The sequence below is a fragment of the Shewanella sp. JNE2 genome (assembly GCF_023159115.1).
GTDB lineage: Bacteria > Pseudomonadota > Gammaproteobacteria > Enterobacterales > Shewanellaceae > Shewanella > Shewanella putrefaciens.
Genome location: NZ_CP096169.1, coordinates 2,073,319 through 2,099,056, shown reverse-complemented (window position 1 = coordinate 2,099,056; position 25,738 = coordinate 2,073,319). Strand labels below are relative to the sequence as shown.

The 25,738-nt window shown below is 44.1% G+C and carries 23 protein-coding genes and 8 tRNA genes; 20 read left to right on the top strand and 11 right to left on the bottom strand.

Annotation, left to right across the window (positions count from 1 at the left end; translation table 11 throughout):
* Positions 1 to 101: 101 nt before the first annotated feature.
* The 3 genes from MZ182_RS09455 to smrA all read right to left on the bottom strand — a co-directional run bounded on the left by MZ182_RS09455 (position 102) and on the right by smrA (position 3,901).
* Complete coding sequence (locus MZ182_RS09455) at positions 102 to 2,381, bottom strand: acyl-CoA dehydrogenase (RefSeq protein ID WP_061782839.1); 2,280 nt, start codon at positions 2,379 to 2,381, stop codon at positions 102 to 104.
* A gap of 12 nt (positions 2,382 to 2,393) precedes the next feature.
* A complete protein-coding gene (locus MZ182_RS09450; protein ID WP_011789444.1) occupies positions 2,394 to 3,035 on the bottom strand; it encodes a TetR/AcrR family transcriptional regulator in 642 nt (213 codons plus the stop codon).
* Positions 3,036 to 3,310: 275 nt separating this feature from the next.
* Positions 3,311 to 3,901, bottom strand: a complete 591-nt coding sequence (gene smrA / locus MZ182_RS09445) for a DNA endonuclease SmrA (protein ID WP_011789445.1) — start codon at positions 3,899 to 3,901, stop codon at positions 3,311 to 3,313.
* Between the two features lie 134 nt (positions 3,902 to 4,035).
* Between smrA and MZ182_RS09440 the strand changes: the two genes are divergently transcribed.
* Complete coding sequence (locus MZ182_RS09440) at positions 4,036 to 4,620, top strand: nuclear transport factor 2 family protein (RefSeq protein WP_248069815.1); 585 nt, start codon at positions 4,036 to 4,038, stop codon at positions 4,618 to 4,620.
* A gap of 34 nt (positions 4,621 to 4,654) precedes the next feature.
* Complete coding sequence (locus MZ182_RS09435; protein ID WP_248069817.1) at positions 4,655 to 5,140, top strand: YchJ family protein; 486 nt, start codon at positions 4,655 to 4,657, stop codon at positions 5,138 to 5,140.
* Positions 5,141 to 5,230: 90 nt separating this feature from the next.
* Here MZ182_RS09435 and MZ182_RS09430 read toward each other — a convergent pair whose 3' ends face one another.
* The 3 genes from MZ182_RS09430 to MZ182_RS09420 all read right to left on the bottom strand — a co-directional run bounded on the left by MZ182_RS09430 (position 5,231) and on the right by MZ182_RS09420 (position 8,573).
* Positions 5,231 to 7,414, bottom strand: coding sequence for an EAL domain-containing protein (locus MZ182_RS09430; protein WP_248069819.1), 2,184 nt, complete (start codon positions 7,412 to 7,414; stop codon positions 5,231 to 5,233).
* A 190-nt stretch (positions 7,415 to 7,604) separates the two neighbouring features.
* Complete coding sequence (locus MZ182_RS09425; protein WP_248069821.1) at positions 7,605 to 7,892, bottom strand: DUF406 family protein; 288 nt, start codon at positions 7,890 to 7,892, stop codon at positions 7,605 to 7,607.
* A gap of 192 nt (positions 7,893 to 8,084) precedes the next feature.
* Positions 8,085 to 8,573, bottom strand: a complete 489-nt coding sequence (locus MZ182_RS09420) for a VC2046/SO_2500 family protein (protein WP_025008757.1) — start codon at positions 8,571 to 8,573, stop codon at positions 8,085 to 8,087.
* 125 nt (positions 8,574 to 8,698) lie between these two features.
* Between MZ182_RS09420 and MZ182_RS09415 the strand changes: the two genes are divergently transcribed.
* From MZ182_RS09415 to MZ182_RS09405, 3 genes are all read left to right on the top strand, one after another.
* A tRNA-Tyr gene (locus MZ182_RS09415) sits at positions 8,699 to 8,783 on the top strand.
* Positions 8,784 to 8,838: 55 nt separating this feature from the next.
* A tRNA-Tyr gene (locus tag MZ182_RS09410) sits at positions 8,839 to 8,923 on the top strand.
* Between the two features lie 102 nt (positions 8,924 to 9,025).
* A tRNA-Tyr gene (locus MZ182_RS09405) sits at positions 9,026 to 9,110 on the top strand.
* 196 nt (positions 9,111 to 9,306) lie between these two features.
* Here the strand turns inward: MZ182_RS09405 and queE are convergent.
* A complete protein-coding gene (queE, locus tag MZ182_RS09400) occupies positions 9,307 to 9,975 on the bottom strand; it encodes a 7-carboxy-7-deazaguanine synthase QueE (protein WP_248069823.1) in 669 nt (222 codons plus the stop codon).
* Positions 9,976 to 10,146: 171 nt separating this feature from the next.
* Between queE and queC the strand changes: the two genes are divergently transcribed.
* On the top strand, positions 10,147 to 10,884 hold the full coding sequence (queC, locus tag MZ182_RS09395) for a 7-cyano-7-deazaguanine synthase QueC (protein WP_011789452.1): 738 nt from the start codon (positions 10,147 to 10,149) through the stop codon (positions 10,882 to 10,884).
* Complete coding sequence (gene rrtA / locus MZ182_RS09390) at positions 10,881 to 11,477, top strand: rhombosortase (RefSeq protein WP_014610650.1); 597 nt, start codon at positions 10,881 to 10,883, stop codon at positions 11,475 to 11,477. The genes queC and rrtA overlap by 4 nt, the downstream gene beginning before the upstream one ends.
* A gap of 80 nt (positions 11,478 to 11,557) precedes the next feature.
* Here rrtA and uvrB read toward each other — a convergent pair whose 3' ends face one another.
* The gene (gene uvrB / locus MZ182_RS09385; protein WP_011789454.1) at positions 11,558 to 13,564 is read right to left on the bottom strand and encodes an excinuclease ABC subunit UvrB; all 2,007 of its coding nucleotides are present in this window, start codon (positions 13,562 to 13,564) and stop codon (positions 11,558 to 11,560) included.
* A 317-nt stretch (positions 13,565 to 13,881) separates the two neighbouring features.
* Positions 13,882 to 14,103 (bottom strand): hypothetical protein, encoded by a 222-nt coding sequence (locus tag MZ182_RS09380; RefSeq protein ID WP_248069824.1) that lies wholly within the window; start codon positions 14,101 to 14,103, stop codon positions 13,882 to 13,884.
* 334 nt (positions 14,104 to 14,437) lie between these two features.
* On the opposite strand from MZ182_RS09380, the gene MZ182_RS09375 reads away from it, so the two are divergent.
* The 13 genes from MZ182_RS09375 to nth all read left to right on the top strand — a co-directional run bounded on the left by MZ182_RS09375 (position 14,438) and on the right by nth (position 23,953).
* Positions 14,438 to 14,513, top strand: a tRNA-Asn gene (locus MZ182_RS09375).
* 61 nt (positions 14,514 to 14,574) lie between these two features.
* Positions 14,575 to 14,650, top strand: a tRNA-Asn gene (locus MZ182_RS09370).
* Between the two features lie 43 nt (positions 14,651 to 14,693).
* Positions 14,694 to 14,769, top strand: a tRNA-Asn gene (locus MZ182_RS09365).
* 43 nt (positions 14,770 to 14,812) lie between these two features.
* A tRNA-Asn gene (locus tag MZ182_RS09360) sits at positions 14,813 to 14,888 on the top strand.
* A 46-nt stretch (positions 14,889 to 14,934) separates the two neighbouring features.
* A tRNA-Asn gene (locus MZ182_RS09355) sits at positions 14,935 to 15,010 on the top strand.
* Positions 15,011 to 15,224: 214 nt separating this feature from the next.
* Positions 15,225 to 17,129 (top strand): GGDEF domain-containing protein, encoded by a 1,905-nt coding sequence (locus MZ182_RS09350; protein WP_248065836.1) that lies wholly within the window; start codon positions 15,225 to 15,227, stop codon positions 17,127 to 17,129.
* A 125-nt stretch (positions 17,130 to 17,254) separates the two neighbouring features.
* Complete coding sequence (gene rsxA / locus MZ182_RS09345) at positions 17,255 to 17,833, top strand: electron transport complex subunit RsxA (protein ID WP_006081543.1); 579 nt, start codon at positions 17,255 to 17,257, stop codon at positions 17,831 to 17,833.
* Between the two features lies 1 nt (position 17,834).
* Positions 17,835 to 18,434 carry an electron transport complex subunit RsxB gene (gene rsxB / locus MZ182_RS09340; protein ID WP_011919236.1) on the top strand — a complete coding sequence of 200 codons (600 nt, stop codon included), beginning with the start codon at positions 17,835 to 17,837 and terminating at the stop codon, positions 18,432 to 18,434.
* Positions 18,428 to 20,797 carry an electron transport complex subunit RsxC gene (rsxC, locus tag MZ182_RS09335; RefSeq protein WP_248065837.1) on the top strand — a complete coding sequence of 790 codons (2,370 nt, stop codon included), beginning with the start codon at positions 18,428 to 18,430 and terminating at the stop codon, positions 20,795 to 20,797. Before rsxB ends, rsxC begins: the two co-directional genes overlap by 7 nt.
* A 65-nt stretch (positions 20,798 to 20,862) precedes the next feature.
* Positions 20,863 to 21,912, top strand: coding sequence for an electron transport complex subunit RsxD (gene rsxD, locus MZ182_RS09330; RefSeq protein ID WP_014610653.1), 1,050 nt, complete (start codon positions 20,863 to 20,865; stop codon positions 21,910 to 21,912).
* Positions 21,913 to 21,966: 54 nt separating this feature from the next.
* Positions 21,967 to 22,605, top strand: a complete 639-nt coding sequence (gene rsxG, locus MZ182_RS09325) for an electron transport complex subunit RsxG (RefSeq protein ID WP_081429790.1) — start codon at positions 21,967 to 21,969, stop codon at positions 22,603 to 22,605.
* On the top strand, positions 22,598 to 23,296 hold the full coding sequence (locus tag MZ182_RS09320; RefSeq protein ID WP_011789460.1) for an electron transport complex subunit E: 699 nt from the start codon (positions 22,598 to 22,600) through the stop codon (positions 23,294 to 23,296). Before rsxG ends, MZ182_RS09320 begins: the two co-directional genes overlap by 8 nt.
* A gap of 15 nt (positions 23,297 to 23,311) precedes the next feature.
* On the top strand, positions 23,312 to 23,953 hold the full coding sequence (gene nth, locus MZ182_RS09315) for an endonuclease III (protein ID WP_011789461.1): 642 nt from the start codon (positions 23,312 to 23,314) through the stop codon (positions 23,951 to 23,953).
* Positions 23,954 to 24,003: 50 nt separating this feature from the next.
* On the opposite strand, the gene MZ182_RS09310 is transcribed toward nth, so the two are convergent.
* Together MZ182_RS09310 and MZ182_RS09305 are read right to left on the bottom strand one after the other, a co-directional pair.
* Positions 24,004 to 24,471 (bottom strand): hypothetical protein, encoded by a 468-nt coding sequence (locus MZ182_RS09310; protein ID WP_014610656.1) that lies wholly within the window; start codon positions 24,469 to 24,471, stop codon positions 24,004 to 24,006.
* Entirely contained in the window at positions 24,471 to 25,640 is a 1,170-nt protein-coding gene (locus MZ182_RS09305) for a PepSY-associated TM helix domain-containing protein (RefSeq protein ID WP_248065838.1), read from the bottom strand. The genes MZ182_RS09310 and MZ182_RS09305 overlap by 1 nt, the downstream gene beginning before the upstream one ends.
* Positions 25,641 to 25,738: the final 98 nt, after the last annotated feature.

The following is a 25,738-nucleotide window of genomic DNA, read 5'->3' as shown; positions in this document are numbered from 1 at the left end:
AAGGTGGTTTTTTATATCTACAATCTACTTAAGAGAACAACTCTAACAGCTTATTAATAGTGCAACAGCGCAACTCGATTAAACTGTCTGACCTACCATATTTACAGGGTTTCAAAGTCATTCACATGAATAGCCGCCAGTCTCAACTTATCAGCATGCTGCAACTTTTGCTCTTCATCGGCGGTAATAACACCGGTTTCTAACGCCTTTGCAAACAAGACTAGATTCGGCACTTTTGCGGGTAACTCACCTGCACGCTGTGCTTTTTTCAACTTTTTGTAAATCTCTTTACAAGCATATTGCGCAACAAATGCCTGTTCAACTTCAGCAATGCCGCCCTTATCCCCTTCAAATTCCGGGCATAGGAAAGTAATACGCTCACGTGCAGGACCCGGCTTTAACATACCACTGGCTAATTCCGTTGCCATTTTATCGCTCGGTGCATTGAAGTGATTACCAAGCGGAAAGATTAAAGCACGAAGTAGCCATGACACTGGACGGTTAGGGAAGTTACGAATCGTATCTTCCAATGCTTTAGCCGCTAAGTGCAAGCGATTGGCCATCACATATCGTACCGCAGGCAAATCATCTTGCTGGCGACCATTATCTTCAAATAACTTCAAGGTCGCTGAACCTAAATATAACTGGCTAAGCACATCGCCCATACGTGCAGAAAGCATTTCTTTACGCTTTAAATCACCGCCCATGATCAACATGGATAAATCCGTCATTAAGGCTAAAGCCGATGAAATACGCGACATATCTTTATAATATTGCTTCGTTTCACCGCTGACAGGTGCATTACCGAAGACACTCCCCGTTAATGCATTAACCAAAGCACTAAAGGCATTGCGAGTGGCATAGCCCATATGTCCCATTAAGAGTGAATCGAAACGCTCTAAGGCTTCATGTTGATTTTCCATCGCTGCGGCTTCCATTTCGGCAAGCACGTAAGGATGGCAACGAGTCGCACCTTGACCAAAAATCATCAATGAGCGAGTTAGAATATTCGCGCCTTCCACTGTGATCGAAATTGGGTTGGACATATAAGGGTGACCTAAATAGTTTTTAGGTCCTAATTGAATGCCCTTGCCCGATTGAATATCCATGGCATCGTTCATTACAGAACGGCCTAATTCAGTCATATGGAACTTAGCTATTGCAGTCACAACTGAAGGTTTAACTTTAAGATCAATGCCCGTAGTCGTTAAACGCCTCGCCGCCTCTAATTGATAAGTGTTAGCAATAATACGTGCAAGCGCTTCTTGCACCCCTTCAAACTGGCCAATCGCCATACCAAACTGGTGGCGCACGTAGCTGTAAGCTGTAGTGGTTTTTGTCGCCATATGCCCCGAGGCTGTGGCTAATGCTGGCAGTGAGATACCACGGCCTGCCGATAAACACTCCACCAGCATACGCCAGCCTTTACCCGCAAAATCAGGGCCACCGATAATCCAGTCTAATGGAATAAATACGTCTTTACCTTGGGTAGTACCGTTCATAAACGCCATGCCCAGCGGATTATGGCGACGCCCTATAACGACACCAGGATGATCTGTTGGGATCAACGCACAGGTAATGCCTAGATTTTTCTTATCGCCAAGCAAACCTTCAGGATCACGCATTTGAAACGCTAACCCCAAAACGGTGGCTACTGGTGCCAGCGTGATATAACGCTTATCCCATGTGAGCTTAAGCCCAAGCATTTCCTCGCCGTTAAAAGTATCACGACACACAATACCCACATCAGGAATAGCGCCCGCATCACTGCCTGCTTCAGGGCCGGTTAATGCAAAACAAGGAATTTCATCACCTTTTGCTAAAGCAGGTAACCAACGTTCCTTCTGCTCGTTCGTACCATAGTGGGTTAGCAACTCTCCAGGACCTAAAGAGTTTGGCACCATTACAGTTACAGCTGCGCTCACGCTACGGCTGGCTAATTTGCTCACAATGGTCGAATTAGCATAGGCAGAAAACGCTTTACCACCGAATTTTTTCGGAATGATCAGCGCAAAGAAACCTTCTTTCTTAAAGTATTCCCATAACTCGGGCGGTAAATCTTTACGATTATGCACTATGTCGAAATCATCGATCATTGTCAGTGCTGTCATCACTTGATTATCGATAAAATCTTTTTCTTCCGCACTCAGCGTTGGCTTGCCATAGCTATGCAAGATATTCCAGTTAGGGTTACCACGAAATAACTCACCTTCCCACCAGACATCGCCCGCTTCCATTGCTTCACGTTCTGTATCGGATAATGGCGGTAATACTTTTTTAAAAAAGCTAAACACTGGCCGAGTAATAAATTGCATTCTGATATTTTTTACCGCAAACAGCACGACAATCGCTATCAGGGCAAGGATTATAATCGTCAACATAATCAAGACCTTTTATTGAGGTGAAACAGGGACTGACACACCAGCCGCCATATAAGGGATCACTTTACGGATAACCGCTTCGATATCGTTATGCTCGCCAAATTCAGCTTTCGCAATATCATTTAACGCATCAGCAGATGCCATAGTGAATACGATGGTGCCTAGGGTAAAGTGTAAGCGCCAAAACATTTCTGCGGGAGGAATATGTGGCGCACTTGCTGACACAGCACTCACAAAGGTATCTAAATGCTGACCATAGTGGGTCGTGATGAACCAACGTAGGTGCCCTTGACTTTCGATATAGCCACGCCCAAGTAACTGCAGAAAAATCGTCGTGCCTTCCGTTCGTAACTGATTAAGCTCTAACAGCGGCGCGACCAGCGACGATAAAATCTCTTCTAAAGTCGCTTGTGCAGGTATGGCATCTAAGCGTTTAATTTCTGTTGAAGCTGCAGGCATAAACACATCTAAATATCGAGCCAAAACAGCACGGATCAGTTCTTTTTTAGAACCAAAATGATAATTGACTGATGCAAGATTCACTTCCGCTTTGCTGGTAATAAGTCGCAAGGAGGTCTCAGAAAAGCCCCTTTCGGCGAACAGTTTTTCTGCGGCATCAAGTATTCTAGTTTTTGTATCGGATCGACTTGCCATTCCGTGACCTTGGATTAATTTAAAACACTCGTTTAAATTAAACATTGGCAAAGAGGATGTCAAACTAAAAATAATGAAATACCCCCATTGGCCTTAATAAGATCAAAGCACGTAAATTTTATTAATCCCAATGTTAAACAATATCTTTAGATATGGTGATTACCCATATTACTCTTAGCACAATGAACAGATTAATGGGTATAAGGTCAGTTTAGGTGTTTACTCTTCTCTGCCAGCAGTGAGCATGTTGACCAAAGGGAAAAATAAAGCGTTCATTAACGCCATCCCATCCCTTTGCGATTCGCTTCTCGATTCTCTAGTTTGAGTTGTTCCGATTTAGTCAGCATGACATATAAAGCTCCAGTCCCTCCCTGCTCTGTTTTGGCTGAGTGATAGGCTAAAACCATATCAAGTTGAGATAACCAATGGCAAACGGCTGATTTCAGCAAACCTGCGAAGGGCTTACTTTGATGTCCTTTCCCATGAATTAACATGACACAACGCTCACCGTGGTTCTGTGCCGCTAATAAATAATTCAGAACAGCGTTACGCGCCTGATGTAATCGATAAGCATGAACATCAAGTTCCATTTTTATCGGATATTGTCCAAGGCGTAAACGCTTAAACACCGCACCTTGTACTCCCTCTCGCTTAAATCCCACAACATCATCAGGGGCAAGAACTGGAATAAGACTTAAATCTAGAGGCATACAGGCCAAATAGGTCTCTCGCTGTAATATTTCGCGCCGTTGCAATTGCTCCGCAGTTAGCCCTGTTGGCTGTAAATTAACCACAGGTCTATCCCCTTTTAGTGGCACTACCCCAACCATTTCTTCAAAAAACAGCGCTGTTCCATCTTCGAGCATGGCAAGCACCTCCCGCTATATTGAGTTCAATGCACTTTTATTGTGCAGAAACACACTTTGTAAACATTCAAACCTTTAGTTCACAGTGCGCCTCCATTATAGTGGCGCCATGATTGTCAGATTAGAATAATGTAATGAGATTTTTGCTGCTAGCCCTGATATGCCTATTGTCGCCCCTAAGTTTGGCTAATCCAAATAAAAACCAATCGATTGAATCTGTAGATCGATTAATTAACGCCAATTATCCGCAATTTATCCAAGCATTTACCACATTAGACGCCGAAATTACCCGTGGGATTTATGCTGAAGATACGAGCTATCTTTCTGAAAGCCAAAGTAAAGAAATCTATTATGGCCGAGAAAATATTGTGGGTATTTATCAGAAGTTTTTCGATAAAATCAGGGCTAAAAAAGCACATATCGATGTCGATTTTCGTATTTTAAATCGCAAAATCGTGGATAATAGCGCCATAGATACTGGCTATTATCTAGTGCGGTTTTACCCCGCTGAGGAAACAGGTGAACCTGTGAGTGAATTTGCAGGCAAGTTTGCAATCGGTACTCAAAAAGTGGCAAAAGATCTTTGGCAAATAACACTAGATACTAATAATCGTGCAGAACCGAGTTTCTATCACAATGCCAAACCGGTGCCGAATTTATACTATGGCCGGCAATTTCCACCTTTGCCTGCTAACAACAAAAAAGTACCCAAGTCTTAATCGGTTACCACATAATTTATTATAAGTAATGACAATGAGCCCAGAATATATCTGCCCATGTGGTACGGGGAAATACTATCGAGACTGCTGCGAGCCACTGCACCTTGATAGCACTTTCGCCCATAGAGCGGAGCAACTCATGCGCTCTCGCTACAGCGCTTTTGCCTTGAAAAAATTTGATTACATAATCAAAACCCAGCACCCTGACTTTCTTGGAGGCCTTACCTTAGCCAACCTTAATCTAGGCCCTCACCCACACTGGCTTGGGCTAGATCTGATAGCGAGCGAAGAATTTGTCAATTCAACTGCACTAAAACAAGGTACAGTCACCTTCAAGGCTTGGTATAAACTTGAAGGTGAAATCGATGCAATCTATGAACATTCTGAATTTATTTGTCAGGATAGCCGTTGGTATTACACAAAGGGAGTACAAATGGCTGCCAAACTACCGAGTAGAAATGATCCTTGTATTTGCCATAGTGGTAAAAAATTCAAGCAATGCTGTTTGAATTCCCTCTAATTTGTCGGCATTAAGAATCTCTATAATGTGATTGTTGTTTTTATTGAGGTGATATTTATTGCCTAATTTATGCTACCAATGAACCAACATTCAATGTGTCAGTACAGAAGAACGATTTGCTGAAAGTAAAAATTGAGCAAATTCAGGTTCTCTCAGTGCAGGACTGTATAAATATCCCTGAGCCTGATGGCAGCAACTTTTTGCCAAAAAGGCCTCTTGTTCAATGGTTTCGACCCCTTCTGCCGTTAAAGAAATATTCAACGCATTCGCCATAGCGATAATCGCCGAAACAATTTCACGACTTTCACGACTAATGGTGAGATCGGAAATAAAGGAACGGTCAATTTTCAACTTACTAATGGGGAATTGCTTTAAGTAACGCATCGAGCTATAACCCGTCCCAAAATCATCAATAGCAAGTCCAACACCTAATTCAGCTAACTCTTGACATAATAACGTGGCATGACGGATATCCCCCATCAGCTCTGTTTCAGTAATTTCTAAGATTAAGGTTTTAGGCTTTAACCGATAACGGGTAAGTAATTGCCATACTTGTTCGTATAAATTACCGCTAAAGAACTGCCGTGCAGAGACGTTTACATGCATAGTCAGATCGGCATTATGATGCTGCCAAAGATTGAGTTGCCGACAAGCGGCCTCCAGTACCCAACTACCAATCGCATTGATCATTCCTGACTGCTCAGCAATATCAATAAAAGCACCGGGATATAGAACCCCTTTTTTGGGGTGATGCCAACGGATCAACGCTTCGGCACCGATATAGGTTTGTAATCCAAGATCCCTAAGCGGTTGGTAATAAAGTTCAAATTGACGTCCACGAATGGCACTGTGTAAATCACGCTCTATCTGTGCATCTTCCTTAAAAGCGCTGAACAAAGTGCTATTAAACACTTGAATCGAAGTACCTTTTTTCTTCTTAGCGTATTGCACTGCAATATCAGCACAGGTAAGTGGCGCAAATAAATTGGCAACGGAGGCAATATCCACCACCGCTAAAGCAGGTTTAGGTTCTATTTGCTCTCGACCGATTAACATTGGCGCTGATAGATGTTGATATAAACGGGTACTGAAATAATCAAGATCATAGACGGCATTATCATCCGTCAACAGCACCACAAACTCATCACTCCCTACACGGGCAATTTCCGTGGCTTTATTGATCTCAGAGAAATGTTTCAAACGGCGCGCAATTTCGATTAATAAACTATCACCATGTTCATGGCCATAGGTATCGTTAAAACGTTTAAAGCCGACAAGATCAACTAATAAGAGCAGCCCTTTACTGGTTCGCTCTAGCACTCGGTTAAAATGACTGCGGTTATGTAATCCCGTTAAACTACAACGCCAAGCAAGCCGCTCTAGTTCTATTTTGTAATTATGCTCATCCGTGCTTTCTTCACCGGACACTAAGGCGTAGTGATTTCCTCGTTCAGTAATAAATTGGCTAACCACATACTTAAGCCAATAATAACTGCCATCTGCACGGCGAAATTGTACTTCACCTTTTGCCTGCTCTCCCCTAAAGATTTGTGCAAGCGTTTCCTCTGCGAGTTGGGGATGTTGCTTAAAGAAGGTTAACTCTCGCAAATGACTACCAATGCTTTGCTCACGCGTTAGCCCAGTGATCTCACCATGTGCTTGATTCACATATTCCACTTTTTCAGTATGCAAATTGATCAACATACTCATTTGTTGGGATTGTTCTGTTGCACTGCGAAATAGGCTTAGCCGCTCTTCTTTATCATAAGCGTGTTTTGTGGCAAGGGTTAATGCAAGCTGATCGGCCATCTGACAAGCCAAATGTATCTCACTGTCATGCCAATGGGGTGTAACTTGGGTTCGTTCAATACAGAGAACACCTTCAAGATGTCCATTAATGCGAATTCCCACATCAAGGCAGGAAAATACTTGCCGAGGATTAAAATACACTTGGGATAGTTCACTCAGACGCGGATCGATCAACGTGTTACCCGCATCAATATGACGACGGGTTTTAAGTTCATATAAATAACGAGGGCACGCCTGCAATAATTTAGGTCTATGGATATCTTGCAACATCATAGCGCCAAATTGTGCTACGAGAGATTGACTTTGTTGATCTGGAGAGAACGTCCATACAGAAACTGAAGAAACCGTTAAATTCTGACACAACAACTCTGTCGCTAATTCTGCGGTCTTAGCAAAATCCCCCTGCTGTTTTGCAGTTGAATGCACTAAAGACTCTAATAAATGCTGATGCTGACGTCGCTTCACGCTGATCCCTACAAAACTTCGTGTTGGGTAACTGATTTTTAGCAACAATTAATGCACTTTTTAAAGCACATTAATTGAGCCAATTGAGAATTTTTATGTTGACGCAGATTACACTATCTCACTTAAACACAGCAACATGACGCACAATTTATTACAATTTTGGCAACATTGATGTCGAGCCTAATGCTTTTTAAAGACCATTTTCTAGCTGAAAGATCATTTTTTCCGCACTAACATCAAACACTAACTGTAAACTAACGCCCGTTTCAACCGTGACAAACTTCGCTTGTGTCTTGCCAAAGCGCGCTTTGGCACGCTCAGCCATGTTTTCAGCATCGTCTTTAGCTGATGCGCCCGTAAACTGTATTTCTAATACAATATCGTGTTCATCAATCACAGCGCCAATATCGACAAAACTACCGCAATCTGTGCATGTGTCATTTACGGTTGGGGATTGCGCAGCAATAATACCTTTCATTTTGTCTTCCTCTGAATTTGGAGTAATAACAATACCGTTCCACGACATCTGTCGTAAACACCGCTATCGAATAAGTTAAGGTAAAGTGGGTGGTAATTATAGATAATTCGAATCAGATTGACTCGGTTTTAGCTCACGCTTGTGACGTTTGAATCATTTGTCATCTCGAAAAATGGATTACAGCAGCTCAATTTACGCAATGGCTTGAAGAGGGATTAGATTTCGTTGAATGGCTAATTGATCAGCAAAGTGCATAAGTTCAATCTGAGGTGAAGTTAAGCGACCACGCTGACGCAATTGAGTGGTTAAATCACAATTACTCAGAGCTTCAGCCATCGCCGTAGGTTCAGCGCCACGGATAACTAACGCCTCAGGTTGCAAAGCCTGCTGTAGTTGAAATGCTCTTGCCCCTTGCGTGATAAACACTTGGCTATTATCAACAACAGGCTCAAATAAGGATAAATCTGCCAGTAAGGGCTGCTTAGGTGGTAACTCAAACTGTTGCTGTAATTTTTGAGCAGTATCAAGGTCTTTTTGCCATTGAAACTGCGCCATATCCCTCGCATCAACCGATAATAAAGACAACAGCAGCGCAAACTCACCTCGTCTGTTGTGCTCTATCGCCGCATTTAAGCGGGTGCCAATTTGGGCTTCGTTGACTAAAGGAACATCAATTTGCATAAAAAAACATCATTAAAACAATTCGTTGTTAGTTAATCGACCACTTGAGATATAACTTTAGGAATATTTTTAAGTTGGGTATTTACATGCAAAAGGTTTCTGACTACTATGGCCGCCGCAATTGAGGAGGGGTTCCCGAGTGGCCAAAGGGATCAGACTGTAAATCTGACGGCTCAGCCTTCGAAGGTTCGAATCCTTCTCCCTCCACCATTTGCGTTGAAAGCTAGTTGAGTGAGTTAGTAAAAGTTAAGTAAAAGATATTTGTGGAGGGGTTCCCGAGTGGCCAAAGGGATCAGACTGTAAATCTGACGGCTCAGCCTTCGAAGGTTCGAATCCTTCTCCCTCCACCATCTTATATTTACTCTCTGCATTCAATCGTTTCAAACTCGTTTTAACACTTAAATCAGGCCAAAATATTTAAGTGAATCTACAAAGTGTATAGAAAATCACGTGGAGGGGTTCCCGAGTGGCCAAAGGGATCAGACTGTAAATCTGACGGCTCAGCCTTCGAAGGTTCGAATCCTTCTCCCTCCACCATTTCTACGCATATTTTCTTTGAATCTCTTACTTCCTCTGTGATATCTTTCTGATTTATATCTATAAATACGATTTTAAAATATTTTTATTCCTTATTTAAATATTGCATTGTTACCTATCTGCAATTTCAATTGATAGCACCATAAAAATATCGCCCCATAAAATGAGGCGATATTTATCCTAACTTCGCCAAACCTTAGTCAATATCTAAATATTTGTGAGTTTGGATTGATAAGCGCCAATTACGGGCAATACACACTTTCATCGCCAGTTCGGTCGCTCTATGCTTTTGACTGATCGGCTGCAGGCAAATCGTTTTAGCCGAAATATCGATATCTTGCAGTAACTCATCAAGTTCATCGATGTGATTTTCAGTCGCGATAGGATGCTTAATCTCATTGGCGCGGTTTAGCGCCTGCGCTAATACCGGATAGCCCCCTTTCATGTTCACCTTGGGTGATACTGTCACCCAAGTGTTATCAGCACAATTCACTTCAAAGGTGCCGCTGGTTTCGATTTGAGTCGCAAAGCCTTGACTGTGCAAGGTCTCGGTTAATTCGCGTAAATCGTACATGCAAGGCTCACCGCCGGTGATCACAATATGACGCGCGGTAAACCCTTTGGCATTAAAAGCAGCAATCAAGCTATCCGCCGTATGTTCAGCCCAGCGTCCAATCGTACCATCCACGGTAATGACTTGCTCTGGCGAGACCTTATTAGCTTCAAGCACATCCCATGTCTGTTTCGTATCACACCAAGCACATCCCACAGGACAACCCTGCAAGCGGACAAATATGGCGGGCACTCCGGTAAAGACACCTTCACCTTGAATGGTTTCAAATACTTCGTTGACTGGGTAGTTCATGCTGGCGTTCCACTTTTCTGGGGCGGCATTTATAGTGGATTTTAGCTTGAGCTGCAAGTTTTTGCGCCAAAGCAGCCCATTTCACCAGTATCCCCAGAGTTTGCAAGCCCTATGGCCTGAGTTACACTAACGCTCTATTGATACCTGTTCTACGGTGAAGTGAAATCCTTTATGTCAACGAGCATATTGCAAAAAACATTCGAGTCAAAAACTGCCACATCCAAAGCCGTGGTTGTCTTCAGTGGCGGACAAGACTCAACAACCTGTCTTATTCAAGCCCTAACCCAGTACGATGAAGTACATGGGATCACCTTTGACTACGGCCAACGTCACCGCGAAGAAATTGAAGTCGCCAAATCCTTAGCAAAACGCTTGAAGATCACCAGCCATAAAGTCATGGATGTCACCTTACTCAATGAGTTAGCTATTTCAGCCCTCACCCGTGATGCGATACCTGTTTCACACGAGTTGATGGAAAATGGCCTGCCCAATACCTTCGTGCCCGGCCGTAATATTTTATTTTTAACGCTTGCAGGCATTTATGCCTATCAATTAGGCGCTGAGGCGATTATCACAGGCGTGTGTGAAACCGATTTTTCAGGCTACCCTGATTGTCGTAACGATTTTGTCAAAGCGATGGAATCCGCCTTAGTTCAAGGCATGGATAAACAACTAAAAATCATCACGCCTTTGATGTGGCTCAATAAGGCACAAACCTGGGCACTGGCGGATAAATATCAGCAACTCGATCTGGTTCGCCACCATACTCTCACCTGTTATAACGGTGTGATTGGCGATGGCTGCGGTGATTGCCCTGCCTGTCATCTTCGCAAACGTGGATTAGACGACTATCTACAGAATAAAGCGGCGGTTATGGCTGAGCTTGACGCTAGCGAGCCTAAAGCATGATACGCAGTCCCTATTGGGTCGCACTGATGGTGAGTCTTCTTTGTGCGGGTTTGTATGTCGCAGGCTTAGCAAGCCCTGCTGTCGATAACCTACTCGCCTATCGCCGCAGTGCCATTAGTGAGGGGGAATGGTGGCGATTAATCAGTGGAAATTTACTGCACACGAATCAATGGCATCTATTGATGAACCTTGCAGGGCTCTGGGTGGTGCTATTTTTGCACCATTTTCATTATCATCTCAAAGGCTTAAGTGCACTATTTTTCGTGTTATGTTTACTCGAAGGTATAGGCTTGTATTTAGGCTATCCGCAATTGCTTGGTTATGTCGGCTTAAGCGGTATGTTGCATGGCTTGTTCGCCTACGGCGCAGTGCAGGATATTGTCCGTAAGCTGCGCTCAGGCTATCTGCTGCTCGTTGGCGTTATCATCAAGGTCGGTTACGAACAGCTTTATGGTGCCAGCAATGATGTCACCGCCATGATAGGTGCGCGCGTAGCAACCGAGGCGCATTTGGTCGGCTTAATCTGCGGGCTGATTTGCGCTTTAGCGGTGTTTATTAAGCTTAAATTAGAACACTCGAAAGGCACCATTTAGCCCCCATCTGCGGATATTAAAAAGCCGTCGTAGCATGATTGCTAGACGGCTTTTTAATAATGTTAACCGCAATAATATCGCTACGCTTTGATCAACAATTCCCGCAGGTGCTTGACTTCATCACGCATTGCCGCCGCTTGTTCAAACTCTAAGTTGCGCGCATGTTCGTGCATCTTTTTCTCAAGTTGATCGATTTGATGGCTCAACTCTGCCGCATCGGCTTTATGGTAATGGGACTTAGGCTCAGCCACTTTGCCATACACAGCTTTACTGTCGCGGCCATCATCCACATCCATCACATCGGTAATACGCTTAACGACGCCTTTGGGGACTATACCGTTTTTCAAATTATGAGCACGTTGCTTCTCGCGGCGACGGTCAGTTTCCCCTATCGCTTTAGCCATTGAATTAGTGATGCGATCGGCATAGAGGATCACTTTACCATTGACGTTACGTGCAGCGCGGCCAATGGTTTGGATAAGCGAGCGTTCAGAGCGCAAGAAGCCCTCTTTATCAGCGTCTAAAATACACACCAATGACACTTCTGGCATATCTAAGCCCTCACGTAATAGGTTGATGCCGACCAACACATCAAACTTACCTAAGCGCAGATCGCGGATGATCTCAACCCGTTCAACAGTGTCTATGTCCGAATGCAGATAACGCACTTTTACCCCATGTTCGTCGAGGTATTCAGTCAAATCCTCCGACATGCGCTTTGTTAGTGTGGTGACTAACACCCGCTCATTGACCGCGACACGTTTGGCTATTTCAGATAATAAATCATCGACCTGTGTCGCCACAGGGCGTACTTCCAGCTCGGGATCGAGCAATCCTGTGGGCCGGACAACTTGTTCAGCTATCTCTCCTTCACTCTTTTCCAGCTCATAGAGGCTAGGCGTCGCCGACACATAAATCGTTTGCGGCATTAACTGCTCAAACTCTTCAAATTTGAGCGGCCGATTATCTAATGCCGATGGTAATCTAAAGCCATATTCCACTAAGGTGGTTTTACGGGAACGATCGCCTTTATACATAGCGCCAATTTGCGGCACAGTCACATGGGACTCATCAATAATGAGTAAACCATCGGCAGGTAAGTAGTCGAGCAAGGTTGGAGGCCCTTCCCCCGGTGCGCGGCCAGACAAATAGCGCGAGTAGTTTTCAATACCAGAGCAGTAGCCCAATTCGACCATCATCTCCACATCGTATTGCACCCGCTCATGGATCCGCTGGGCTTCAATCAGTTTATTATTATCCAGTAGATATTGTTTACGCTCCCGCAATTCCTCCTTAATTAACTCGGTTGCCTCAAGGATTTTTTCCCTTGGCGTGACATAGTGAGTCTTAGGGTAAACGGTTGTACGTGCAATACGTTTGATAATTTGCCCCGTTAAAGGGTCGAATTCACTTAAACGCTCAATTTCATCATCAAACAGCTCAACCCGAATTGCATAACGATCAGAATCTGCTGGAAAAATATCAATCACTTCACCACGCACGCGAAACGTACCGCGCTGCAATTCAATATCATTACGCGTATATTGCAGCTCACTAAGACGCTTTAACATATCGCGTTGTCCCAGACTGTCACCTTGGCGTAGATGCAACAACATTTTCAAGTAGGAATCGGGATCACCCAAACCATAAATAGCTGACACTGAGGCAATCAGCACTACATCTTTACGTTCTAATAAGGCTTTTGTGGCCGACAAACGCATCTGTTCAATGTGAGCATTAACAGAGGCATCCTTTTCAATAAAAGTATTTGATGCGGGCACATAGGCTTCAGGCTGGTAGTAATCGTAATAAGAGACAAAATACTCAACCGCATTATGGGGGAAAAACTCTTTCATCTCGCCATAAAGCTGCGCTGCCAAGGTTTTATTGGGCGCCATAATAATGGTTGGCCGTCCTAATTTGGCAATGACATTGGCAATCGTAAACGTCTTACCCGATCCCGTGACCCCAAGTAAGGTTTGGCAGGCAAGTCCCGACTCTAAACCATCAACTAACTTTGTAATGGCCGCAGGCTGATCGCCAGCGGGAGCAAATTGCGATTCAAGCTGAAAAACAGATTCTGACACGCGTACATATCCTTTTGGTTAGTCGAGTCATTCTAATCAAGTCGCGAACTAAGCTCCAGCACTTATCCAAATGACGTCACAATCCCAACACCCTCACTAACTTGCTAAGATGACAACTTGATGGAGAAAATATGAAACTTTTATACCACGATAACTCAGGGCTTTAAATGTCGATAAAATGCGCTAAAACTCAGTAGAAATGCCAATTTAATACACAAGAACGGGGTTTTACTATATTACAAAAATGCAACGACATTGAGTCTCGGTAAAAATCGCGATTGCTTTTGCTATCAATTTGATTTTATTGATCTAATTTTTTAACAACCAAAATGGTACAATTTAAGTCTTTCGCCCACAGCACAAGGCTTTGCCGCTTGTTTTTTCATACCGCCCACAGGGTTATCCACAGAATTTGTTGATAAGTCGAAATAACCTAGCGTCCATGCGGGATTGAGCCCTATTGGCTTGTTCAGCAACAGCAAAGCAACATTTGGTAATAAAATTACATTTGATAAATGTTGCCACTTTTCTAATTTCACAATCTGAAATGATGCCGACTTTATGCGATGCTACTACAGAGTATTAAAAGTCACTTCACTTAATACCCCGTTACTGTCACTCTGCATCGCCATAAGTTTGTTCGTTGCGTTTATTTACGCTTAAAGTCTACAAATCATCGCGGCAATAAGTGCTATCTTCCGAAAAGATAAGTTAATTATTCAGAAAAATGTCGATTTCTACACCACGATGCACATTAGATGAGCACTTAACAGCATAATTACACTTTTTTTAGTAACTCGAGTTGACTCATCCAACAGAGCGTTTTACTATGCGCTCCGTTCTCAACGAGTCAATATGACCGAGCGAAACGATTCCCCTGTAGTTCAGTCGGTAGAACGGCGGACTGTTAATCCGTATGTCACTGGTTCAAGTCCAGTCAGGGGAGCCATTATTTGCTGGTCGTAAAAATGAGTAAGAACAGGCAGTAAAGTAAAATGTAGATAAACGATTCCCCTGTAGTTCAGTCGGTAGAACGGCGGACTGTTAATCCGTATGTCACTGGTTCAAGTCCAGTCAGGGGAGCCAATTACGCTACTTATATTTTTTATTGCCGCTGCATTAAAATGATTCCCCTGTAGTTCAGTCGGTAGAACGGCGGACTGTTAATCCGTATGTCACTGGTTCAAGTCCAGTCAGGGGAGCCAATTTTAATCCTATAAAAGTCGATAGTCATATCGCACCCTCTACTCCCCTGTAGTTCAGTCGGTAGAACGGCGGACTGTTAATCCGTATGTCACTGGTTCAAGTCCAGTCAGGGGAGCCATTTACTTTAAATGATAAAAAGTCGATAGTCATATCGCATCCTCTACTCCCCTGTAGTTCAGTCGGTAGAACGGCGGACTGTTAATCCGTATGTCACTGGTTCAAGTCCAGTCAGGGGAGCCATTTACAGTAAACTATCAAAAGTCGTATCCCACTAAACCATTCATTCTTTACCTATCCACTCTCAGCAATTCGATTTTGTTTTAAATCAAATGCAGTTACACTGTGATCAGTTTGTTAAATAAAATAATGAGCATCTTCACACAGAGTATGGTGTTGAACAAAAACTCACCCAATAGACTGTTGCAAGACTCGCCTGAAGTGAGAGCGGATTTATATGACCATGTCAAAATCATATCCAGTCTTTTTATTACTGATCTTTTTAGCATTATTTGCCGGCGTTTTTCAAAATGAAAATAGCCAATTGCAAATCCAGCAGCAACAAGAGCTCGAACGCTTCAAAAGGGATTTAACGGCTTACTCCCAATGGCAAGGCAGTGGTAAAGATCTTTTTAACGCCTTATCAATCAAGTATCCATTTCAATTTTTTCAGTATATTAATGATACTGATGGTGAGCTAAATCATACCGAAGGTAGCCTGACATCTGACAATGCACATCCACTAGCTGGATTATTCTCCGTCGATTTATCACATACCCAGAAATTAGCCACAGGCCGATTGCAGGTCAAACTCAGTGCGAACGCACAAATAGCTCAATCTATCTCAAATACAGAAAAACTCGGGTTAATGTTGTTGCTGAGCTTCATCATTCTGCTGGCCATTTTTACGTTTTTAATGGCAAAACTCAAAACGTCGATTCAATATGCCGCCGATTATGTCTCACATATTTCCGATATGAGTTTTTCCGCACTCGCCGCCTCTAAACTCAATGGCGAATTAAATCCACTTAAGCAGGCATTAGAAGATTGCCGTCATCAGCTTAAAGTACAGCTTGACACTCTCACACAAGAAAATGAGAAACTGCATAAAGTCGCCTATCAGGATCCAATAACCGGCTTTGCTAGTCGGCCACGCTTCACGAATAAACTTGAAACCATCAATAATCCTGATATCCCTCAATTTGGATTGATGGTCATGGTTAAAGCAACCGAACTTGCCAATATCAATCAACACCAAGGACGTTCTGCGGGAGATGATTATTTAGCCCGAGTAGCCAACTGTATCCGTAAAACCTGTACTAAATACCCTGACGCACAATGTTACCGAGTGTCCAGCGCTGATTTTGCCGTATTTATACCAGATACAGTGCTTAAAGATGGGCCAAAATTTTTAGATGAGTTAAAAGTGTATCTTGATGAATATCAGCAAATGACCAAAACGGAATCTGTTGCTCATATAGGTTTAGTCCCCTATCAACAGGGTGTAGAGGCTATTCATTTACTGACTCTTGCCGATACGGCGGTCAGTATTGCACAAACATTGGGCCCTAATAGTTACCATATTCAAGAAAAACTCGATGGTAATGAACAATTTGGTGATGATCGTTGGAAACTTGCCATCCATGACTTAATTAGTCGTAAGGCTCTTAAATTCTATCAACAACCCATCCAACCCTGCCGCACTGAAGTCGAGGTTTACCGCGAACTGTTAGCCCGTTTTTATAACAGTGAAGGTAAGTTTCTGCCGACAACCACTGTGATTGCTATGGCTGAGCGCCATGGAATGAGCACAGAGTTAGATAAACTAGTGGTGATCAGTGCATTAAAGATGCTTAAGGAAAATCCAACCATCAATGGCAATTTTGGGGTAAACATTAGTGCTTTTTCAGCCCACCAAGAACTCTTTGCCGGGTGGCTAAAAGATATTTTAGGCAAACAAAAATATATTGCTTCTCGCTTAGTATTTGAGATTAACGAATCAGGTATGCAATCCAATTTAGGCGCAAGCCACAAGTTTGTGCGTTACGTGCATAGCGTGGGTTCTCGAGTCTCTATTGAGCGTTTTGGCATGAGCTTCACTTCTTTTAAATTCTTCAGTGAGGTACGCCCTGACTACATTAAGCTTGATGGTAGCTACACTTCAAATATCGATGAAGATACCAATAATAAATTTTTCGTGCGTATGATGGTCGACGTGGCAAGGCGAATAGGTATCAGAGTGATTGCAACCAGTGTTGAGCGACAAGAAGAAAAACTGACCCTAGAAAAACTCTTAGTCGATGGTCTTCAAGGCTATTATATTGCTCAGCCCCAAGCGATCACTAGCAGAGATCAAATTTAGTTAAGATATCGGTGAATTCATCAGCATTCTTTACAGTAAAGATGCTTAACCCTGCATTCTATATGTTGTTTATGCAAACGGAAAAGTCGATAATACGGCCAAGATCCGTTTAGACAAGTATAGAGATGACTGAATATCTCCTGTTGTTGATCAGCACTGTACTGGTCAACAATTTCGTTTTAGTGAAATTCTTAGGTTTATGTCCTTTCATGGGGGTCTCCAGTAAATTGGAGTCCGCTATTGGTATGTCTATGGCAACCACTTTTGTGTTGACCTTAGCCTCCATCCTCAGTTACCTAGTAAATCAATACTTATTATTGCCCTTTGATCTGAGCTACTTACGCACGATGAGTTTTATTTTAGTCATTGCTGTTGTAGTGCAATTTACTGAAATGGTGGTGCAAAAAACCAGTGCAGCCCTGCACCGAGCGTTGGGAATTTATCTGCCACTCATCACCACCAACTGTGCTGTATTGGGTGTCGCCCTGTTGAACGTGAACGAAAAGCACGATTTTATTCAATCGGCTATCTACGGTTTTGGTGCGGCGTTAGGCTTCTCATTAGTGTTAATCCTCTTCTCAGCTATGCGTGAACGATTAGCCGCAGCCGATGTGCCCCTACCTTTTAAGGGCGGCGCAATTGCCATGATTACCGCAGGTTTAATGTCCCTTGCCTTTATGGGATTCACAGGATTGGTTAAGTAGTATGTCCACCATTTTAATCGCTGTCATATTATTGACCCTGTTGGCATTGGTCTTTGGGGTATTACTCGGTTTTGCCGCCCTTAAATTTAAGGTTGAAGGTAACCCGATTGTCGATGAACTCGAAGCCATTCTGCCACAAACCCAATGTGGTCAATGTGGTTACCCAGGTTGTCGTCCTTATGCCCAGGCCATCGCCAATGGCGACAAAGTCAATAAATGCCCTCCAGGCGGCACAGCCACAATGGAGAAACTAGCCAATTTGATGGGTGTTGAGCCTGAGCCTCTCAATGCCGAAGCGCAATCACAGGTCAAAAAAGTAGCTTTTATTCGTGAGGATGAGTGTATTGGCTGCACTAAGTGTATTCAGGCCTGTCCCGTGGATGCCATTATCGGTGCAGGTAAATTAATGCATACCGTGCTCACCACAGATTGCACAGGTTGTGACCTCTGTGTTGAACCCTGCCCTGTCGATTGTATTGATATGATCCCCGTAACCCAAAATCTTAAAAATTGGAATTGGCGTTTAAATGCCATTCCAGTGACGCTGCTCCAAGAGACTGGGGATAACGAGACAATGTTAGAAGAGGACAAGCGGTGCTAACTTTATTAGATCAATTAGATAAAGGAACCCTTTGGCGCTCGCATGGTGGTATACACCCTCCAGAAGTCAAATTTCTCTCAAATGGCACTCCTATAGCAACACTGCCATTAGCAAAAACCTATTTAGTCCCTATACCTCAGGTGGGGGAAAATTGCACACTTGCGGTAAAGCTCGGCGATAAAGTGTTAAAAGGCACGCCATTAACTCAAGGCCCCTCTATTTGGCATTTACCTGTGCATGCGCCGACATCAGGTACTATCGTTGCTATTGAGCCAAGAGCCAGCAACCATGCCTCAGCCCTCCCCGTTAATACGTGCGTTATCGAAGCCGATGGGAAAGATACTTGGTGCGAATTAGCCTACAACGATCTCGATAGCCTAAGCCATCAGCAAATTATCGATAAAATACATCAAGCGGGTGTTGCGGGTATGGGCGGCGCGGCTTTTCCGAGTCATATCAAACTCAATCCCGCGAGCGAAATTGATTTAGTCATTATCAATGGTGTTGAGTGTGAGCCTTATATCAGCTCAGATGACAGATTAATGCGCGAATACAGCCAAGATATTCTGGCAGGTATTGGGATTATTTATCGGTTATTAACACCCAAACGTATCGTTATCGCCATTGAAGATAATAAGCCTGAAGCGATCAAGGCCATGCAAATGGCTGTAGCGCAAAGTGCGCTACCGAAAGGCAGTACTCGAGTTACCGTTATCCCCACCAAATATCCTTCGGGCGGTGAAAAACAGCTTATTCAGATTATTACTGGCCGTGAAGTGCCCTCTGGCGCTATTCCTGCCAAACTCGGTATCGTTGTCCATAACGTCGGCACAGCCTTTGCCATACATCAAGCCGTTGTCCAAAATAAACCGCTGGTTGAGCGCGTTGTCACAGTGACAGGTAAAAATGTGGGTAAACCTGGTAACTATTGGTTGCCAATTGGAACCCCCGTTGAGCATGTACTCATGCAAACCGAGTTTAAACCTGAAGCAGAGCAAAAGATCATCGTTGGTGGGCCTATGATGGGCCATGCACTACCGACCATTAATGTACCTATTTTAAAAGGTACTAACTGTATTTTGGTGCCGAGTAACCAAGAGATTGGGGTGACACCAGAGGAAAAAGCGTGTATTCGCTGCGGTGAGTGCGCCAATGTCTGCCCTGCACTGCTATTACCACAACAACTCTTTTGGCACGCAAAAGCCGAGGAATATGATAAGGCTGCCAGTTTTAACCTAAAAGATTGTATTGAATGTGGTTGCTGTAGTTATGTCTGCCCGAGTGATATTCCTTTAGTCGAATATTACCGTATTGCCAAATCAGCCTTAAAACAAACTGCCGATGAAAAGCAACAGGCAGAACGTGCCAAACACCGTTTTGAAGCACGTTTGGCTCGTCTAGAAGAAGAAAAACTCGCCCGCGAAGCCAAAGCAAAAGAAGCCGCAGAGCGTCGCCAGGCAACGATGACGGGCACAGATAAAAATGCCGTTGCTGAAGCGATGGCACGTATTGCAGCCAAAAAAGCCGCTGCGACGCAGGCACCCAGTGAGACTGCAATAGCCCCCACTGCCGTGGTCGAAGTACCAAGGGAAAAGGCAGCCGTTGCCGCAGCAATTGCCCGTGCCAAAGCCAAGAAAGCCGCCGCGGCCACAGCTTCTCAAGTTATTGATGATGAACCGGATTCATCTATGGAAACCGAGCAAGCCGAGCCTTTATCGCAAAAAGATAAAGTTGCGGCCGCCATTGCTCGGGCCAAAGCGAAAAAGGCGACGATGAAAGCCGGCTCGGATGTTAACGAGGATATTGATGCCGCTAAAGTCGACGCCGAAAAGCGGGTTACGGGATCCGCAGCTAGTACTGAGGTGGATGATAAAAAGGCCAAAATCGCCGCGGCCGTCGCCCGTGCTAAAGCCAAGAAAGCGGTCCAGCAAAGTGGCATCGTAAGCGAAGATCAAACGCCAGCGCCTCAAGCACCTGAGGATCAAGCGACAAAAACTCCAGTAGTGAATACGCCTGTCGCCGAGCGAGAGTCAAGCACTGTTACACCGAGTCCTGAGGATGATAAAAAAGCCAGAGTTGCGGCAGCCGTTGCCCGGGCTAAAGCCAAAAAAGCGGCCGCCCAAGCCGATTCGAGTGAGGTTGCTGAAGTTCAGCCAAAGCTAGAGGCAGAATCAGCTCAGCCAAGTGATACGCCGCTTAAGCCTGAACCCATTACTGAGCTTAGCTCAGAACTCAGCTCAGAGCCGAGTCATCAACTCAGTCCCGAAGATGAGAAAAAGGCTAAAATCGCTGCAGCCGTTGCCCGTGCAAAAGCGAAAAAAGCGGCAAGGGCCGTGGATGCGACAAGTGATTCAAATGAATAACATAATTAACATAAGAATCAGCAACTTAACGGTTAACGACTCAAGATTAGATAAAAGGGAACAGAATGGCGTTTAAAATAGCCTCATCACCCCATGTAACACGAAATCTGCATACTTCAACTGTGATGCAGCGGGTGATTTTATGTTTACTGCCAGGCCTTGTGGTGCAGTGCGCCTTTTTTGGTTGGGGCACGCTCGTTCAAGTACTACTAGCAATTATCGTCGCATTAAGTGCTGAAGCTGCGGTAATGAAACTGCGTCAGCGCAGTATCAAAGCCAGCTTAAGTGATAACAGTGCCATGCTGACCGCGATCTTGATTGGTGTGGCCATTCCCCCACTCGCCCCTTGGTGGATGATCGTTATCGGGACAGCTTTTGCTATCATCATCGTCAAACACCTTTACGGCGGTTTAGGCCATAACTTGTTTAATCCAGCCATGGCCGCTTATGTACTACTGCTAATTTCCTTTCCAGTGCAAATGACCACTTGGATCGCTCCAAGCACAGTTGCCATGCACTCGCCGAGTGTGCTTGATAGCTTGCAGCTTATCTTCAATATCGGTGCCAATGTGAATATGGACCAATTTCGCCTAAGCATTGACGGTGTTGCCATGGCAACACCGCTTGATACCCTAAAAACCGATTTATCCATGGGATTAACCCGCACAGAAAGTATGACAAAAGCCATTTTTGATGGCGCTACAGGTGTAGGTTGGTTTTGGGTCAATTTAGCTTATCTTGCTGGCGGTTTAGTGCTGCTCAAACTTAAGGCGATTCGCTGGCATATTAGCACTGGCGTATTAGCAGGGCTCTTTATCGCTTCGAGTGTCGGTTTTTTACTGTCACCCGATACTCAAGGCAGCCCATTATTCCATCTATTTTCTGGCGCGACCATGTTAGCGGCATTTTTTATTGCGACGGATCCTGTCACCGCCGCAACGAGTCCCCGTGGTCGAATTATCTTCGGGACGTTAATAGGTATATTGGTCTATATCATTCGCACTCAAGGTGGCTACCCTGATGCTTTCGCCTTTGCCGTATTACTGGCAAACCTTTGTGCTCCCTTTATTGACTATTACGTTCGTCCACGTAGCTATGGTCATTCAGCGGGCTAGGCCTTTGTGTTAAGCATCAAGTGACGCTTGAAGAAAGACTCTTGAGGAAAGAAATTGAATAATCCAATGATTAAAAATGGACTGTTACTCGCTCTGTTTGCCCTGCTCTGCACTGGCTTAGTCGCAGTGGTTAATGAACAGACCTTAGATAAAATTAAAGAGCAAGAACAGCAAGAATTGATGAAAGTGTTACATCAATTGATCCCAGATGACATCCACGACAATGAGCTCACTGCACAATGTACTTTGCTGCAGGATAGAGCGGCGTTAGGCACTGAAAATCCAATGCCTGCCTATATTGCAACCAATGCGGGTCAACCAGTTGCAATTGCGCTGGAGGCCATCGCTCCCGATGGTTATAACGGTAATATTAAACTGATTGTGGGGATAAACACCCAAGGTGAAGTCCTTGGTGTTCGCACCCTATCACACCAAGAAACGCCAGGACTTGGTGATAAAATCGATCTGCGTAAATCCGATTGGGTGATGCAATTTGTGGGTAAACGCCTGAACGCTGAGGATGACAAACAATGGCTGGTGAAAAAAGATGGCGGGGATTTCGATCAATTTACCGGCGCCACCATCACACCACGCGCCTATGTTAACGCGGTTAAGCGTGCAGTATGGTACTTTAACAATAACCAAGCACAAATTTTCAGTCAGCCACTGAATTGTGAGATAAAACATGACTAATTATCGCGAAATTGCTTGGCAAGGTCTGTGGAAAAATAACCCCGGCTTAGTACAACTATTAGGCCTATGCCCGCTCCTTGCTGTCACAGCAACCATAACCAATGCCCTAGGGCTAGGTGTAGCCACTATGTTAGTGCTAATAGGCTCTAATATTCTTGTGTCACTTGTACGCGACTATGTGCCTAAAGAAATCCGTATTCCCGTATTTGTAATGATCATCGCCGCGCTAGTCACCACAGTTCAGTTGCTCATCAATGCCTATGCCTATGGTCTGTATTTATCCCTTGGGATCTTCCTGCCGCTAATTGTAACGAACTGCATCATCATTGGCCGCGCCGAGGCCTTTGCCTCACGTAACAATGCCTTTAGCGCCGCCTTCGATGGTTTAATGATGGGGCTAGGGTTTACCTTAGTGCTCGCCGTTCTTGGGGCAACACGGGAATTATTAGGTCAAGGCACACTATTTGATGGCGCCGATCAATTGCTAGGCCCTTGGGCTAAATCCTTAACTATTCATGTATGGCAAGTGGATACCCCCTTTTTACTCGCTATGCTGCCACCCGGCGCTTTTATTGTGATGGGCTTATTGATTGCATTGAAGAATGTAATTGATAAAAAACTCAAAGAACACCAACCACAAGTCGCCACCGAGCCAAGTGTGACACGCGCACGGATCACTAAGGTCAGTTAACGAAGAATAGTGAATATGAATCAAGCAAAACGTATCCAGATCCTCACTCGTCTTCGTGATAACAATCCGAAACCCGAAACTGAGCTCAACTTTACTAGTCCTTTTGAGTTATTAGTCGCGGTAACCCTCTCAGCACAAGCGACCGATGTGAGCGTGAATAAGGCGACAGATAAACTGTTTCCTGTCGCCAATACTGCCCACAGCATTTATGCCTTAGGGGTTGAGGGATTAAAGGAATATATCAAGACCATTGGCCTTTATAACAACAAAGCCGTTAATGTGATCAAAGCCTGCGAAATCTTAATCGAGAAGTACAATGGTGAAGTGCCAGAAGATAGAGAAGCCCTTGAAGCACTACCTGGTGTGGGCCGAAAAACCGCGAACGTGGTGCTCAATACCGCCTTTGGCTGGCCAACCATTGCCGTAGATACTCATATTTTTCGTCTTGCCAATCGCACTAAATTTGCCCCCGGTAAAAACGTGGTCGAAGTAGAAGAACGGATGCTAAAAGTTGTGCCGGATGAGTTTAAAGTGGATGTACATCATTGGTTTATTCTGCACGGCCGCTACACATGCTTAGCACGAAAGCCACGCTGTGGCAGTTGCATTATTGAGGATTTGTGTGAGTTTAAAGAGAAGGTTTATCCCGAAGAATAAACCTATTGAACAGACAATCCCATTACACATGGAATTGTCTGTTTAAAATGCTAAATCAGCAACGCTTCCGGTATTGGCCACTTTGCCACGAGCCACTCCCCTTGCCATGTTTGAATAGAGATCCATAAACTATCACTCGATGACAGTTTTGCCCCCGCAATGGCATGCACATGTTGTCCATATTTACTGCCATGGAGCACACCATTTTCCCCTTGTTGTAGCTGGCTAATTGGTAATGCCTCAGGCCCAATATTGGCATAACCTTGTCGAATTAGCCCTGTCTCCCCTTTTTCAAAAATCAACATAAAATCCTTCACATATTCATCGTGATGTTGATAAGGAGCCTTCATATTCAATGGCATAGGCGCAATTTTAAACTCACCTAATTCCTGTGCCTGCCATGCGGGAGGAAAGTTCGGTGTTAATGATTGGTACAAGAATAAAAATGGCAAGACTAAGATCAATCCATTTAATTTATATTTATTCTTTTGCCAAAACAGTGCTCGATTAAACGCCATTAGCGAATCTCCCCTAACATATCGGCAGCTAAGTCATCAGATCCTGCTTTTTTAAAGGCTCTGACATGACGTAATCCCCACATCATAAAGCCCGTAATTGACATACCCGACAAAATTAAACCAAACACAAACCAAATAAACTTGGTCCAAATTCCCCCAATCGTGCCGTAGTGCAGCGGATCGGCAATGTGCATGATGGTTTGCATGCCCGTCATGGTTTCGGGTGATGATGCTTTCGCTATTTCCCCCGTCCAAGGATTAATACTCAGGCTATAGGAATGTTGGTCATAAAAAATATGATCACCACTACCGCTAAGGTGATACATATCCCGGTTATGCTCTGGCAGCATCACATAACTAGGTTGAAAATCAGGGAAACGCTCCTTTGCAATCATAAGAGCTTGATTAAGTGATACCGCAGGAATGGGTATAGTTGTCTCTCCCTCTTTAAGCAAGGGAACTTGCTCCGCCACAATTAACGGCGCATGAGGCTCGATATCAATATCAGCATGCCAAAAAACAGCTTGGACTAAATACCATAATCCTGTTGCACTCATAATGGCGATAAACCAAATTGACCAAACACCAGATAATTTGTGTAAATCCGCTAGCAGTGTTTTTTTCCCTTGCGTAATACGCACTTTAGGTGCCAAAAAACTACGCCAAAACCGCTTATAAACAATTAATCCGGTAATTAAAGACGCCAGCATCAATACCGCCATAGAGCAGACAAGGTAATACCCTACGCTATAACTACCAGGCCATGGAAATAATAACCAACCATGTAATGAACGCATAAAACCAATAAAAGTCATCCCTTCGTTAATTTGCTGAACGTCACCCGTGTATTGATTCACATAAGCAATCGCATAGGGTTTATCCACATCGGTAAACATCACTGCATTGACAAGATAAGGCTCGAAGGTCATAGCCCCACTGATTTCTGCTGTAGGATGAGCCTTTTTTACCGCCGCCATTAATTCATCAACCGACTTTGCTGGCAAATTGTTTGGATTAACGGCGCGGGATGCAGGATTAGTGAGCCACGTCAGTTCGTGGCTAAGTACTGCAATTGTCCCCGTCAAACAGATAAAACTAAATAACAACCAGATTGGGAGTGATACCCAACCATGCAACATAAACCAAAATCGGTTACTAACCTTCGCCATATGTGATTATCCCAACACTTTTACAATTTGGTGAGTGTAAATGTAATACGAATTGTTATCAATACGGTGTATTGATAATTGTTTTCAATTAGAATGCA

Bases quoted from the DNA above. Each gene is read 5' to 3' on its own strand.
- MZ182_RS09455 (WP_061782839.1), bottom strand. From the start codon at position 2,381: ATGTTGACGATTATAATCCTTGCCCTGATAGCGATTGTCGTGCTGTTT.
- MZ182_RS09450 (WP_011789444.1), bottom strand. From the start codon at position 3,035: ATGGCAAGTCGATCCGATACAAAAACTAGAATACTTGATGCCGCAGAA.
- smrA (WP_011789445.1), bottom strand. From the start codon at position 3,901: ATGCTCGAAGATGGAACAGCGCTGTTTTTTGAAGAAATGGTTGGGGTA.
- MZ182_RS09440 (WP_248069815.1), top strand. From the start codon at position 4,036: ATGAGATTTTTGCTGCTAGCCCTGATATGCCTATTGTCGCCCCTAAGT.
- MZ182_RS09435 (WP_248069817.1), top strand. From the start codon at position 4,655: ATGAGCCCAGAATATATCTGCCCATGTGGTACGGGGAAATACTATCGA.
- MZ182_RS09425 (WP_248069821.1), bottom strand. From the start codon at position 7,892: ATGAAAGGTATTATTGCTGCGCAATCCCCAACCGTAAATGACACATGC.
- MZ182_RS09420 (WP_025008757.1), bottom strand. From the start codon at position 8,573: ATGCAAATTGATGTTCCTTTAGTCAACGAAGCCCAAATTGGCACCCGC.
- queE (WP_248069823.1), bottom strand. From the start codon at position 9,975: ATGAACTACCCAGTCAACGAAGTATTTGAAACCATTCAAGGTGAAGGT.
- queC (WP_011789452.1), top strand. From the start codon at position 10,147: ATGTCAACGAGCATATTGCAAAAAACATTCGAGTCAAAAACTGCCACA.
- rrtA (WP_014610650.1), top strand. From the start codon at position 10,881: ATGATACGCAGTCCCTATTGGGTCGCACTGATGGTGAGTCTTCTTTGT.
- MZ182_RS09350 (WP_248065836.1), top strand. From the start codon at position 15,225: ATGACCATGTCAAAATCATATCCAGTCTTTTTATTACTGATCTTTTTA.
- rsxA (WP_006081543.1), top strand. From the start codon at position 17,255: ATGACTGAATATCTCCTGTTGTTGATCAGCACTGTACTGGTCAACAAT.
- rsxB (WP_011919236.1), top strand. From the start codon at position 17,835: ATGTCCACCATTTTAATCGCTGTCATATTATTGACCCTGTTGGCATTG.
- rsxD (WP_014610653.1), top strand. From the start codon at position 20,863: ATGGCGTTTAAAATAGCCTCATCACCCCATGTAACACGAAATCTGCAT.
- MZ182_RS09320 (WP_011789460.1), top strand. From the start codon at position 22,598: ATGACTAATTATCGCGAAATTGCTTGGCAAGGTCTGTGGAAAAATAAC.
- nth (WP_011789461.1), top strand. From the start codon at position 23,312: ATGAATCAAGCAAAACGTATCCAGATCCTCACTCGTCTTCGTGATAAC.
- MZ182_RS09310 (WP_014610656.1), bottom strand. From the start codon at position 24,471: ATGGCGTTTAATCGAGCACTGTTTTGGCAAAAGAATAAATATAAATTA.
- MZ182_RS09305 (WP_248065838.1), bottom strand. From the start codon at position 25,640: ATGGCGAAGGTTAGTAACCGATTTTGGTTTATGTTGCATGGTTGGGTA.